At 43.6% G+C, this 13,258-nt stretch carries 11 protein-coding genes; 7 read left to right on the plus strand and 4 right to left on the minus strand.

The features are described from left to right. Positions 1–531: 531 nt before the first annotated feature. The 3 genes from ggt (at position 532) to QUA54_RS12985 (ending at position 3,713) form a co-directional block, all read left to right on the plus strand. Positions 532–2,253 (plus strand): gamma-glutamyltransferase, encoded by a 1,722-nt coding sequence (ggt, locus tag QUA54_RS12975; protein ID WP_333414955.1) that lies wholly within the window; start codon positions 532–534, stop codon positions 2,251–2,253. Between the two features lie 469 nt (positions 2,254–2,722). Next, the gene (locus tag QUA54_RS12980; RefSeq protein WP_333414956.1) at positions 2,723–3,607 is read left to right on the plus strand and encodes a choice-of-anchor L family PEP-CTERM protein; all 885 of its coding nucleotides are present in this window, start codon (positions 2,723–2,725) and stop codon (positions 3,605–3,607) included. After that, positions 3,591–3,713, plus strand: coding sequence for a hypothetical protein (locus tag QUA54_RS12985; protein WP_333414957.1), 123 nt, complete (start codon positions 3,591–3,593; stop codon positions 3,711–3,713). Before QUA54_RS12980 ends, QUA54_RS12985 begins: the two co-directional genes overlap by 17 nt. Positions 3,714–4,059: 346 nt before the next feature. Here QUA54_RS12985 and QUA54_RS12990 read toward each other — a convergent pair whose 3' ends face one another. The 4 genes from QUA54_RS12990 to QUA54_RS13005 all read right to left on the minus strand — a co-directional run bounded on the left by QUA54_RS12990 (position 4,060) and on the right by QUA54_RS13005 (position 7,843). Further along, the gene (locus QUA54_RS12990) at positions 4,060–5,193 is read right to left on the minus strand and encodes a pentapeptide repeat-containing protein (protein WP_333414958.1); all 1,134 of its coding nucleotides are present in this window, start codon (positions 5,191–5,193) and stop codon (positions 4,060–4,062) included. A 305-nt stretch (positions 5,194–5,498) separates the two neighbouring features. Then, positions 5,499–6,347 (minus strand): alpha/beta hydrolase, encoded by an 849-nt coding sequence (locus QUA54_RS12995; protein ID WP_333414959.1) that lies wholly within the window; start codon positions 6,345–6,347, stop codon positions 5,499–5,501. 193 nt (positions 6,348–6,540) lie between these two features. After that, on the minus strand, positions 6,541–7,266 hold the full coding sequence (locus tag QUA54_RS13000; RefSeq protein ID WP_333414960.1) for a DUF3120 domain-containing protein: 726 nt from the start codon (positions 7,264–7,266) through the stop codon (positions 6,541–6,543). Further along, on the minus strand, positions 7,259–7,843 hold the full coding sequence (locus tag QUA54_RS13005; RefSeq protein ID WP_333414961.1) for a hypothetical protein: 585 nt from the start codon (positions 7,841–7,843) through the stop codon (positions 7,259–7,261). The genes QUA54_RS13000 and QUA54_RS13005 overlap by 8 nt, the downstream gene beginning before the upstream one ends. Before the next feature lie 579 nt (positions 7,844–8,422). On the opposite strand from QUA54_RS13005, the gene QUA54_RS13010 reads away from it, so the two are divergent. The 4 genes from QUA54_RS13010 to QUA54_RS13025 all read left to right on the plus strand — a co-directional run bounded on the left by QUA54_RS13010 (position 8,423) and on the right by QUA54_RS13025 (position 12,719). After that, positions 8,423–9,673 (plus strand): ferrochelatase, encoded by a 1,251-nt coding sequence (locus QUA54_RS13010; RefSeq protein WP_333414962.1) that lies wholly within the window; start codon positions 8,423–8,425, stop codon positions 9,671–9,673. 215 nt (positions 9,674–9,888) lie between these two features. Then, on the plus strand, positions 9,889–11,859 hold the full coding sequence (locus QUA54_RS13015) for an AAA family ATPase (protein WP_333414963.1): 1,971 nt from the start codon (positions 9,889–9,891) through the stop codon (positions 11,857–11,859). A 162-nt stretch (positions 11,860–12,021) separates the two neighbouring features. Then, complete coding sequence (locus QUA54_RS13020) at positions 12,022–12,366, plus strand: DUF433 domain-containing protein (protein WP_333414964.1); 345 nt, start codon at positions 12,022–12,024, stop codon at positions 12,364–12,366. A 17-nt stretch (positions 12,367–12,383) separates the two neighbouring features. Continuing rightward, on the plus strand, positions 12,384–12,719 hold the full coding sequence (locus QUA54_RS13025; RefSeq protein ID WP_333414965.1) for a DUF5615 family PIN-like protein: 336 nt from the start codon (positions 12,384–12,386) through the stop codon (positions 12,717–12,719). The last annotated feature ends 539 nt before the right edge of the window (positions 12,720–13,258 follow it).

A 13,258-nucleotide genomic window follows, 5' to 3' on the forward strand; every position in this document is an offset into this window, starting at 1 on the left:
TTCGACAATTTTCGAGCTCGACTATTAGCTGGCTTTTCTAATTAGTTTTTATTATCACCTCAAACCCAGAAGACCCACAATACGTTACAAGATATTAAGTTTTTTTTGCGGTTCCCTACTTATCAAGAGTGGGTAAATCCTGTTTTATTGATTAACTCACCAGTCCAACAACTGCAAAAAAACGGATCGCCTAGGTCTGCTAGGTGTTGCATTGCAATAGCAATCACCTAAAAATTTTAATGCCTTGTTTTTGATGTGTCAACTACTGATTTTTTTCTGTATTCATCAGTTTTGTTAAAATCACTATTTTATCAATAAAAATGCTTTTTCAAACTTGTTTAATTATTAAGTTGCCATAAGCTGTCCCTCATTTCTCTCTTCCTCTTTCACCGCAAGAGCCTCCCAGGCTCATATCGTTTCCCCGTCTGCCATAACAGGTAATTTATCTGCGGTTGAGATCGGTACCGCTAGGTCTTAGCGAAGATGAGTGTAAAATTATACTGTAAAAAATTCTCGAATCACCCGTAAAAAATGTTGCCAAAGTTTTTGAGCAAAGTGCAAATTTATACTTGTTTTCTAACAGTGTTGGTTTGCGGCGGCTGCCAGCAGCCGCAGCCAAACTTGCAGCAGCGCAGCAAACAGGGGATGGCTGTTTCGGCTCACCCTCTGGCGAGCGCTGCGGGGCTGGACCTGCTGCAACAGGGGGGCAATGCAGTGGATGCGGCGGCTGCTACGGCTTTGGCTATTTCGGTGGTGGAGCCTTTTTCGGCGGGTATCGGCGGCGGGGGTTTTTTGCTGCTGCGGCGGGCCGAAACGGGTACTGTGCAAGCGCTCGATTTCCGGGAACGAGCTCCGAGAAGGGCCGCGCGGGATATGTACCTCGACAAGCAAGGCAAGGTCCGCCAAAGGGCAAGTCTGGACGGGCATTTGGCGGCGGGGATTCCGGGCACTGTTGCTGGACTTTATACGGTGCAGCGGGAGTATGGTAAGTTGCCTTGGGCTGCGGTGGTGGCGCCAGCGATCGCCCTGGCTGAAAAAGGCTTTCCGGTAAGTTCGCGGTTTACCACGGCTACCCAGCAACGACAGGATGCTATCAAAAAAAACCGGGCGGCGCGGGAGGTTTTTACTCGTGGTGGCATTTTATACCAGCCGGGTGAGCTTTTAGTGCAGCGGGATTTGGCGCGGACTTTGCGGCAGATTGCTGAAAATCCGCAAAGTTTTTATAGCGGGGACATCGCGCGGGCGATCGCCGCCGACATGGCTAAAAATGGCGGCATTATCACTCTCGAAGATTTGAAAAACTATACGCCGATTTGGCGAAATCCAGTTTGCGGCAACTTTCGGGCTTACGAAATTTGCGCGATGTCGCCTCCTTCTTCCGGCGGCGTTCATTTGTTGCAAATCTTAAATATTCTGGGAGATACCGATCTCAAGAGGTTGGGGAGGCAAAGTCCAGATACTTTGCACTTGCTGGCGGAGAGCATGAAGATTGCTTATGCTGACCGGGCTGAGTATTTGGGCGACCCGGATTTTGTGAGTGTACCGGTCAAAGCTCTGACTAGCAGCAATTATGCCAAATTGAGACGATCGCAAATCCAAATGTCAAAAGCCAGACCCTCCAGCGAGATAAAAGCTGTTGACGCTGAAACTTTGAACCGTCTCCTGTGGGAGTCTCCGGAAACAACCCATCTGACGGTAGTTGACAAAGAGCGCAATGTAGTAAGCTTAACGTTTACGGTTAATGGGGGTTTTGGGGCTGGAGTCGTAGCTGCGGGTACGGGAATTTTGCTCAACAACGAGATGGACGATTTTGCCGCAGCGCCTGGAGTGCCGAATTTGTTTGGTTTGGTGGGCGGGGAGGCAAATTCGATCGCCCCGGGGAAGACTCCTTTATCCAGCATGACGCCGGTCATTGTGAGCGAAAATGGCAAATTCCGTCTGGCTGCTGGGGCTCCCGGAGGCAGCACGATTATTACCACGGTGCTGCAAATTATGCTGAATGTGTTGGTTTACGACATGAATGTCGGCGATGCTGTGTCTGCACCTAGAATTCACCACCAGTGGCAGCCCGATCGCCTGATGGTGGAACGGGGAGGTTTTGAGGCTGCGACGCTTTCGGAGTTGCGGCGGCGGGGACACCTGATTGTGGAAAGCGACGGCTGGGGCAATGCCAATGCGATCGTCCTGACTGGGGATGGTTGGTTGGAAGGGGCTGCCGATCGGCGCGGGGAAGGAGAAGCAAGGGGGTTTTAGTAATCAGTCAGTCGATTAGAGATTTTTGATTTTAGACTTCGGCGAGGCGTCGAGCCGCGCTCAATCGAACGATTTTAGATTTACTCCACAGATGAATCTGCGAGCTTGAACTAGGTCGAAAATTACGATCTCTCCACGACAGGAGTCTGGGGCTTGTATGCGTTTTTGGGCGGAGTCATTAGTCATTAGTCATTTTGGCGATCGCAAACAGTATCAAAACCCGGTGTCTTTGGTTTCCAGTGCATAAGTCCTAAAATTATTAGTCTGTGTACGTCTGTTTTTGTATGCGTATTTTTGCAGTGAGGTTTATGTGCTGACTAACTGCCAGCAATTATCAAAAAAATGAAGCACAAAAAGCGTAAATTTACTTAGATGTAAAATTATTGTAAAGGCACTAGACATTGATAGCTAAATAATGTAAAAATTAAGTGAAGCATAAAATCAGGTTTGTATTTTTACGGAAAAACTTATGATAATTACTCACAAAATTGCTGCCTTAACTGCTACGTTAACTACTGCTCTGAGCTTGTGGACAGCACCAGCAATGGCATTTTCGGTAGGGGCAACTAATAACATTGAGACTTTGAAAAATAATTTGTTGGGGGCTAATACAGTGGGATTGAGTAATTTCTCTGTTTCAATTATGGGTAATTCGGCTGCTTTTGGTACTTTTACTAATGACCCCTTCGGTTTGACATCAGGTGTTGTTCTCAGCACTGGTAAAGTCGCCGATCTACCGGGTCAGAATCGGAAAGATAACGTCCTCGTGCTGACCAACGGCAGCGATTTAAACACGGACTTTGGCGCTAAAGGTGAAAAGGGGGATTTTACCGAGCTAAACCTCAGCTTTTTTGCTAATAGCACGGTTGAAAAGTTGTTCTTTCAATATGTATTTGCTTCGGAGGAGTTTCCTGAGTTCGGCGGTTCTGAATTTAATGACGATTTTGAACTGCTGCTGAACGGCACTAATTTGGCGAAATTGAGCGACGGAAAAACAGTTACGATTAATAATCTTGTTCCCGATCCAAATAATCGCTCTAAAGATCACCCAGACTATATTGACAACCCAAGTTTGACAGGTATTGCTGCTAACATTGTTAAGCTGGATGGCTTTACTAAAGTTTTAGGTTTTGAGGGTTTGCTCAAGAAAAATCAGACGAATGTTCTCAGCATCCGCATTAAAGATGTGGGCGATGGCAATTTAGATTCTGCTGTATTTATTAAAGGCGGTTCTGTGGGGACGGTTCAACCTGAACCGGTTCCAGAACCGATGACTGTGGGGGGTTTGATGGTCGGAGGTGCTATGCTGGCTGCTGGAAAAAAGTTACGCGATCGCCGTGCCGGAAGTAATTAATAACGGAAAGAAGAAGGAAGAAGGAAGAAGGAAGAAGGAAGAAAGAAGAAGGAAGAGAAGGAAGAAGGAAAAAAGAGGAAGCGTTTTGGCGGTTGCTGTAATATGAATCTCGATTAGCCGTGCTGGAGACAGAAACGGGGTTTGATGAACGAAAAGACCTCGTTGCAGTTCTTGAACCGGGTAAAAAACTCGGTTTGTGCGATCGCGAGCTGGTAATATCATCTCAAGTAATTTAACCGCTATGGGTGCGCATCGAGGAATGCAAGTCCTGATAAAATTCAGACGACGAACGTCCTCACTACCAACCAATTTTATTGCGGTTGTTCTAGCGGACATAATATAAGTTTTGATCCAAAATTCGCGGCGAAGGGCGGATTTTTGTGTTTTTTTTGTTGCAGCCAATATTTCGGGTAAAACCCGGGCCTACACCAACTGACTACAAACTAAATCGTTTAGCTGTGAACCGTACCGTCGGGTAAGATTGTACCTGTTAATGTAGTTCGAGTGAGTTTTACCATAACTCGATCGCCGTAACCGATTTTCGCTCCTGTTAAGTCCGCACCGCTCAAATCTGCACCGCTCAAATCTGCTCCGATTAAGTTGGTTTCTCTCAAGTTGGCATTGATCAAACAAGCTCCTAACAAATTGGCTCTGAACAAGTTTGCTTTGTGCAAATTCGCGCCTGTGAGATTGACGTTGTGTAGAAAAGCATCGCTTAAGTCGGCTTCACTCAGGTTTGCATTGCTCAAGTTTCTCCCTGAAAAATCCTTTTCTTTTAAGGAAGCTCCTTGGAAGTTGGAACCGCTCAAATCGGGAGCTTGCGGCGCAGCTTGGCGGTAAGACTGAGATGGCTGCGGCGGGGGCGATTGGTAGCGGGACGCATCTGAATAAGGCCCTGAAGGATTTCCAGCATAATTGCCAGCATATTTTCCTGGAGAGGTTTCAGAAGAGTAGTGGGGTTCTTTTGGGCTTGCCGGCGGTGGCTGGGTGTTTTGGTGTTGGGTGTTTGGATACTGAGTATTTCTGTACTGATTGTTTTGGTACTGAGTGTTTTGTGGCTGAGTGTTTTGTGGCTGAGTGTTTCTGTACTGAGTATTTTGTTGCTGGGTGTTTTGTTGCTGGGTGTTTTGTTGCTGGGTGTGTTTGTGCTGAGTATTTTGTTGTTGGGTGTTTTGTTGCTGGGTGTTTTTGTACTGAGTATTTTGTTGCTGGGTGTTTTGTTGCTGGGTGTTTTTGTATTGAGTATTTTGTTGCTGGGTGTTTTTGTATTGAGTATTTTGTTGCTGGGTGTTTTGTTGCTGGGTGTTTCTGTACTGAGTATTTTGTTGCTGGGTGTTTCTGTGCTGAGTATGTTTTTGCTGAACGTTCTGATTCTGACCTCTTGGTTGAATCGATCGCAATTGTTCGCGAGCTTGATTAATTTCCTTAATCTTTTCTTCAGCTTTCTGTAGTAGTCGGGGATTGTCTTTGGGGATGCGATCGGGGTGCCAAATGAACGCTAAATCCTTGTAGGCTTGGCTAATTTCTTCTCTGGAAGCTCCCGGCAACAGTTCCAGCACTTTATAGTATTGGTCGAGGTCGTTCATTGTACCACCTTTCGCTTTAAGAAATTAGGAATTAAAAATTAAGATCAGAGCAAAAACGACTGTCAGTCGATTTGAGATTTAAGACTTCGGCGTGACACGTTCGGCGAGACGTTGGGCGATCGCTCAGTCGAGCCGTCGAGCGCTCAGTCGAACGATTTGAGATTTACTCCACAGATGAATCTGGGAGCTTGAACAAGAGTCTAAAATTTTAGGCGGCTGGCAACTCCTGTTGTTCGCAAGTATCCGTTTTTGGGCGGGGTCAAAGCTTGCTTGTCCGATCGTACATTAGATGAACAATAACTCAGCTAAGCCGCTGCTGGCAAAAAGTCTCGAATTCGCTGCAAGTATGTTGCTGCATCCTCCAGCATCGGAAAGTGAGCCGTATTGGGAATTATAACAAATTCTACTTTTTTGCTGAGGGAGGCCGCTTGCTCTCCCATGATGGCAGGGATAATTTGGTCAAATTCTCCGGCCACAAGCAGTGTGGGAACACTCAGCCGCGCAAATTCTTGGGGCATTTCCTCGGCTGCTCTTTTGCTAACAGCCGTCACCATTGTACCTATAGCAGCTTGCTCGTCTGCCATTAAAAAATCCTTGAGAAACGCCAGACTGACCTCTGTGGGCAGCGAACGGCGCAAAAACCGGGCCATAAATAGCCGATCGGCAAACGGGATCGATGCCAACCAAGATGGCCTAAATTTTACCACATAGCCGCCGAATTTGTGAAAGGTTGTAAAGGATTTCTCATCGTATTCAAAAATCCCGCTGCAAGTGAGAATTGCTTTTTCTACTTTTTCGGGATAAAGGTTGAGAAATAAAGTAGCAATTGATGCACCTGTAGAGTGAGCATTGAGAAAGACGCGGCTTAAATTCAGAGATTCTAATAATTCAGCTAAGTCGCGGGCGTAGGTTTCGAGTTCGTAGCTGGACTCAGGAGGCTCTTTTGGCAAGGGCGATCGACCAAAACCTCTCATATCGTAGAGCAAACAATCAAAATCATCCGCAATAGCCCGTGCCGTGCTTTCCCAGTAGCGCGCTGATCCCGCCCAGCCGTGCATAAATACCATCACTGGTTTGCCGCTGGGTTGGGCACTGTTATCTGCCGTTATCCACTCGTAATAATGTTCTACACCGCGAATTGAAATGAGAGACATGATCTTGATTTGGGATTTTAGATTTTAGATTTTAGATTTTAACTCATAATTGTTCACTAAATACCCAAATTCCCGACTTCTTTAATAAATCGGGAATCTCAAGACTAGATCTATCAAAAAATCTGCCTTAATCTGCGTCAATCCGCCCACATCTGCGCTCAAAAATTACCAACATAGGAACCAATCATAAATCTTAAGCCGCAGAAGCAGCCAGCCAAAATAAACCATCTACCAGAAGCGTGCTTAACACCGCTCCGCTAAACGCGCGCCAGTGCAGGTGCGTGCCGCGCAAACTCAGCAAACCGACTGTTAGCAACACAGCGATTAAAACTAGAGCGCAACCTATGCCCCAAGGAGTTTCAATTTGACCGATCGCACTTTGAAAAATCGGCATAGCTAATTCCGGTTCCGCGTGCATCACTTGGCGCCAGTAGGGCATCAACCCAGTTAAGTAAAAATATAAATCAGTAATGGCAGTACCCAATAGAGAACCTAAATAAAAATAGCTGCCCACTTTTCCCCAAGATTTGCCCAAGCACCAAATAGCAAAAGGCAAGCCAATTGCTTCTATAGGTAGATGTAAAATAGGTTCCCATCTGAACCAGCCCCAATAGATAGAACCTGCCAGCCAGCATCCGGCAAATCCTAATAATAAATCTCCCCAAAGTTGTGTTTTGGGGCGGAAAATGAGGATTAAACTAAGTACGAACCAGGGGATAGTTGATAGCAAACTGATGGTTGGATATAAACGCACTAAGGGTGCTTGCACGAATACTGGAATTGAGACTAAAAATGCTGAGGCGCTAAATATTAACCACTGTTTGATGGTGTTTGTTTTGGCTGCAGTGACAGAATTGTCGAGGCGGGCGATGGTGGCAATAGGTGCGATCGCTGAGGATACTAAATTTAGATTAAACAACTGATTGGACTCCGTATTGTTTCAATAGGTGGACTAAAAATTTTGCTGCGGTTGTGGGTGCGATAGTCTCAATGCCGGCGGCGGTTTGGCTGACGTGCCAGCCTTTTGCCGTTTGGGGATCTCGCCATAAATCCAAATGTTCGATCGGCGGATCTGCATAAAAGCTTTCTCCACCGCTGCCGAGAATTGCCGAACTCCAGTGCGTAAAGCGATCGTGGCTGATTCGGTGGATGGGAAAATTGCCCGCCAGAGGTACTCCCCAACCGTCTAAGGCAAAAAATGCCCCGACTTTGCCGCCGAGTTGCTGCCACATCCAAGCCGCCCCGATCGCCCCGGCTACTCCTGCCGAAAAGCTGACAAATACTAGGCTTTCTCCTGCTAAGTCTTCGCTGGACAAAAAGTGCAATATGTCAAAAGCTGAAAAAGGCGGATATTTATGAGCGGAAAAAATCTTGACAGGCTCGACTATTTGCTGGTTTGGGCGATCGGCTGCCAGCCCCCAAAGCCCCGAAAGTCCCGTCAGGAAACAGTCGGTTAGCTTGGGTTCGTGGAATCCGGGGCAAATTACCAGTCTCATAGTTCGTCAAGAAAGTTAATATAGTTCGCAACATAACTTTATCATATGCCTACTATATCATATACTACCCCAGGGGATAGGGTGTTAAAGTTATAACAGAGTCAAGTTTGAAGAGTATCCCCCCAAGTTAAAAGCTGGGAACGCTCCAAACCGCATTAATCTGAGGCAAGGTGAGGGAGTCTTAAGAAAACATAAAACTTATCCCCCCCGGCCCCATTCCCTGTCAAGCTTAGCAAAGCCTGATTCTAGTTTTAAGCAGTTCTGTATTTAGATTTAACTTTTCTGGTGGCGTCGAAGCCGACCCCACAAAAGCTTAAAGAAACAGGATTGTGAAAATTAGAGGCCTGCCAGCTTAGCTGCCCTACGAATTTCGGGTCAAGGTCAAAAAACCGACTTAGGACTGATGCTCATCAATCCGGTTTCTAGGATAAATAAGAGGTTTGACCGGGAAGTATGGGCGCAGAAATCGGGAATCAGCCCCGCGCACGTCAGTCGTGCGATCGCAAACAATGAAAAATCTCCCATTCACCCTTCATCCTGCCTGGATCTCTTAGAATAAATAAAATTGAGGAATACAAAGTGGTTGCTTCTCCAGAAAAAATCGATTTCAAAACATCTGCAGCACCCGCAAGTAACGATCGGGTTGCTGTATTGCTGATGGGTTACGGCGAAGTCGAAAGCTACGACGATTTTGCCAACTACAACGAACAAGCTTTAAATTTGCTTACGGCAAAGTTTGCACCAGTACCGCTTTGGATTTATCCGCCGCTGGCGAAGATTTTAGCAATCTTTGACTTGCACGAGTGGAGTCACCAACACGGTCAATTCGTTTCGCCGCACAATGCAATTTTTGAACAGCAGCGCGCTGGGATTGAAAAGAATTTACAGGAGAAATGGGGCGATAAAGTAAAAGTGTTCAAAGCTTTTAACTTTTGCGCGCCGTTTTTGCCGGAACAAGTAATCCCTCAAATTCAAGCAGAAGGATTTGACAAAATTCTGATTTATCCGCTGTTGGTAGTTGATTCTGTTTTCACCAGCGGCATTGCAGTCGAACAGGTGAATAAAGCTTTAGCACAAACCTTTGATGGTAAGGAACATTGGGTAAAAGGACAGCGCTACATTCCCTCTTTTTACGATGAACCTGCTTACATCCAGCTAATGGCGGATTTGGTTGAAGAGGAAATTAAGAACGATTTAGCTGTAGCGCATTTGCCTTCTCAGATTGGGATTGTGCTGATGAATCACGGTTGTCCGCACAAGGCGAAGGGCTTTACTTCGGGAATTGTGGAAAGTCAAGCTTTGTACGATCGCGTGCGGGAACGTTTGATGTATCGCTATCCTTTGATTTCGGTAGGTTGGCTCAATCACGACACACCGCTGATTGAATGGACGCAGCCTGATGCGACGTTGGCAGCGAAGAATTTGATCGATTTGGGTGCAACTGCGATCGTCTTTATGCCGATCGGATTTGCGACAGAAAATCACGAAACTTTGTTAGATGTAGACCACATTATTGAGTCTTTGCAGAAACAGCGTAAAGGAGTTACTTACCGCAAATTGCCTTGCGTTAACGACCATCCAGAGTTTCTGAAAATGGCGGCCGAGTGGGCAAATCCGCAGATTGAAGCGTTGTTGAGTGAGACTGCGGTTGCTGTTAATCCGAGTTTGGCTTCGGCGCACCGCGAGCACAGTCATTCTCACGGGGAACACGGGCATTCTCATGGGGATCACGGTCATTCTCATGGCGGGCACGGGCATTCTCATGGGGATCACGGGCATTCTCATGGTGAACACGGGCATTCTCATGGCGGGCACGGGCACAGTCATTAATTAGTTGAGTTAAAAAGTCGATCGCCCTTTGCTTTTTTTAGAGAAAGGGCGATTTGCTTTTTTATCATCAAACTGATAAGCTTTTCTGCATTCATACTGAGATTGATAGTCGAGTACCTGTGGGGAACGAAGTTGGGTGACACAATCAAATCCCTACTTTTCGAGTCGAGACGATATAATTGAAGCAGTTGCGGTAAAAATGAGAAAATAAATAAATGAAAATTATTCGTTTAGAAATTACCAATATAAAAAGCTTTCAAGACAAAGTAGATATCCAATTTGATCCCCAATTTAATATATTAGTTGGTCCCAATGGGGGCGGAAAAAGTAATTTTTTAGATATCCTGCTGATAATTTTAAAAAAATTCTTTTTATATAGTTATTCGGTGAATCATGGTATGGGAATTGGAGCGAGGGAGATTCGGCTAGTACCTTCATTTGATCCGGCAGAGAATCATCTAGATAAATTCAGTGCAGATCCTTCTGAATCTAAAATTGAAATAAGTTTTAAAGTAGATGCTCAAGATATAAAAAATATAGCAACAATCAATCAATATAAAAAACAAATAAAGTCAGCTTTGGGTGACTACAACATTCAATATTTATCTGATCCAATAGATGAAGTTGAAAAGTGGAAACTGGGTGAGTTAGCAGAAAATCAAGAGTTAGTATATTGCATAGTCAACAATGTACTTGTACAACCACCTTTGAATTCACGAGAATTAATTTATCTTAAATTTTTGAACTATTATGAACTTTTATCAAAATTTATACAGAAGGCTATTGATTTGAAGCCTTTACCTCCTGATACTCGCCTTAGCCCAAAATATGTATATTTTTCGCCTTACAGAGGAGGAGATCCGCTACTTCAAGTCACCTTAGCAGGTGAGAGCTATTATAATTTATTAAGTAATTCTTCATCAGCTACGTCTCGAAGTACAACTTCTTTAATAAAGCTAGCATCAATATACTTTGCAGAAAAGAGACGGAACTATGAAATGCTTGCCAAGAATCAAGGATACGAAAAAGATTGGGATGCAGATGAAGAAGTTAAGTTAGTAACTAAACATTTAAATAAATTGGGATATTCATGGAATGTAGAGCTTAAAGATGCAAACAGTAATACTTATGAGATTATTCTGCTAAAAATCCAAGAAAATACAAAATTTTCTTTAGAGCAGGCGAGTTCGGGAGAAAAAGAAATTCTAAATTTTTTATTGGGAATTTTTGCATATAATATTAAAAATGGCTTGATAATTGTAGATGAACCTGAAGTTCATTTACACCCTAAATGGCAATCTCTACTCCTTGAATTATTCTTTGATTTAGCTGATTTAACACAGAACCAATTTATTTTTTCAACGCATTCTCCTATATTTATTAATCAGAAGACTATATCGAAGATTGTGAGGGTTTATAAATCGAGTGGTAAAAGCACTATAAAAAATTTTCTTAAAAGCAATTTTGACGAAACTAAAGACCTTCTCCACATAATTAATAGCCACAACAACGAGAAAATATTTTTTGCAGATAAGGTAGTTCTTGTGGAAGGAATTACCGATAGGATTTTTTGGGAGCAATTAATTAATCTTTATAAGAAAGCCGAAAAAAGTGAAATTATAGAAGTTTTGGAGGTACATGGAAAAATTAATTTGGAAAAATATCGTAAATTTCTAAAAAAAATTGACTTGGACAATTACATAATTGCAGACCTAGATTATATTTTACAGATTGGTAGTGAAGAACTCAAGAAAATGTTTATAGTGGATTATCCAAAAATAGATCGAGAGGTTATTAATGCCAAAAAAAGCACAGATGGTCAAACATTGTTTGAGCAAATTGAAGAGGCTATAAAGAGTGAAAATTTCGATGCTCTAGCAAAGCTTTGTAATTATATCAAGTCGAGAAAAATGAAGTTACCCGATGATCTAACCGATGAACAATTGCAATTATTAGAAAATTTTATAGAAAAACAAAGAAAGGATAAAATTTTTGTTCTTAGTAAAGGAGAAGTAGAATACTACTTACCGGAAGAATATAGAAATTTAAACAAACTTATTGAATTGAGTAAAAATGAAAAGAAATTTAGAGATTTTATTATTGGTGAAGACTACCTAGAGAAAAGGCGAGAACTAAGTAAAATTATTTGTTCTATCCTCGGAATAAACTTACTATCAGACGAATAGGTGGTTGGATATCTTAGCCATCGCTAGGATCGAGCATAACTTCATCATCCTCATCCAAGTCGAAATTCTCTGGAACTAATCGCTCGAAGCTATTGCAGGTAGGAAGCTAAGGCAAGTCTCCCAGCATAGCAACCGCTTCAGCTACAGCAAGAAGCTGAAAAATTGGCGACACTCCAAAGCATTTCCTTCGATCAGTTTATTCTCTGGGCTGTAGCCGAAAAAGTCGCTACTCTCAAGCAGCGGAATGACGATGCTGTATTCCCTCAAATCACCTATGTGCGGGGCGCTAGCGGCGAACTCGTACCCGTTTTGCGCGGCACTCGGTTGCGGGTGCAAACAGTAGTCATCGCAGCGCAGAAATGGGGTTTTTCTCCAAACCAAATTGCCACTGAGTATGACTTAAGTGAAGATCAAGTGAACAATGTTCTCGCTTTTTATGCGGCTCACCATCAAGAAATAGACGCATCTATTGCCGCTGATCAAATTATCGAAGCTGCTAATGTCTAAACCGCTATTGCATCTAGATGCCGATACCTCTTTTAAAGCTTTGCAAGCCGCCCTTTTATCTCGCACGCAGTCACGATGTCACTCGGACACCGACTGAGTGGATGGCTTTAGATGCTAGCGATGAGGCTCAATTGCTAGAAGCAACAGCGCGAGGGCGGTGTATTTTTACGTTTAATGTCCGGGATTTTCAGGTTTTAGCTCAGCGTTATCCCGAACATGGGGGTATCATTTTGGCAGCTCAAAACAGTTGGACATTATCGAGTCTAATTGCTGCGCTCGATCGCCTGCTTTCAGAAACACAAGCTGCTGACTGGAAAGGGCAAGTCCGCTGGCTTAATCAGTGGCGAACCTAATCTTATCTTGATATTGAGTTAAAAAGTCGATCGCCCTTTGCTTTTTTTAGAGAAGGGGCGATTTACTTTATTAATTTATGGTACTGTAAAACTTAACAATGACAGCCACAATCTTGTTGGATAAAAAAATGGGAATAATCTCAGTGACGTAATAGATCGCTGGAAATCGCTAATAACCCGCAACTTGGTTTCTTATACAAAATACAGATTAGAGATTAGAGTATAATAAAAATTATTTTCCCGTACATTCCTGGTTTCATATCAAATCTGCGCTTCATCCGAATAGTAAAGTGGCAACCAAATATAAGCGCAATTTTCAGTTTTTTGACTCACAGTGAACTGTTAACAATCATGAGGAGTGAACCGGAATCGATATAATCTCTCTACTTGGCACTCAATACTTTAAGATTTTGAGCTGCATCGTTTAGTAGTTGAGTACCTACCTTAGTTTGATTAATACCGCTAGCAGTTTGTTTAGCTCCAGAATTGATAGTATTCATTGCTTCAACTACTTGTTGGACGGCTAATGCTTGTTGCAT

The sequence above is a fragment of the Microcoleus sp. MOSTC5 genome, assembly GCF_036701825.1.
GTDB lineage: Bacteria > Cyanobacteriota > Cyanobacteriia > Cyanobacteriales > Microcoleaceae > Microcoleus > Microcoleus asticus.

Coding starts and splice junctions, on each gene's coding strand:
- QUA54_RS12995 (WP_333414959.1), bottom strand. CDS start 6,347: ATGTCTCTCATTTCAATTCGCGGTGTAGAACATTATTACGAGTGGATA.
- QUA54_RS12990 (WP_333414958.1), bottom strand. CDS start 5,193: ATGAACGACCTCGACCAATACTATAAAGTGCTGGAACTGTTGCCGGGA.
- QUA54_RS12980 (WP_333414956.1), top strand. CDS start 2,723: ATGATAATTACTCACAAAATTGCTGCCTTAACTGCTACGTTAACTACT.
- QUA54_RS13005 (WP_333414961.1), bottom strand. CDS start 7,843: ATGAGACTGGTAATTTGCCCCGGATTCCACGAACCCAAGCTAACCGAC.
- ggt (WP_333414955.1), top strand. CDS start 532: ATGTTGCCAAAGTTTTTGAGCAAAGTGCAAATTTATACTTGTTTTCTA.
- QUA54_RS13015 (WP_333414963.1), top strand. CDS start 9,889: ATGAAAATTATTCGTTTAGAAATTACCAATATAAAAAGCTTTCAAGAC.
- QUA54_RS13025 (WP_333414965.1), top strand. CDS start 12,384: ATGCCGATACCTCTTTTAAAGCTTTGCAAGCCGCCCTTTTATCTCGCA.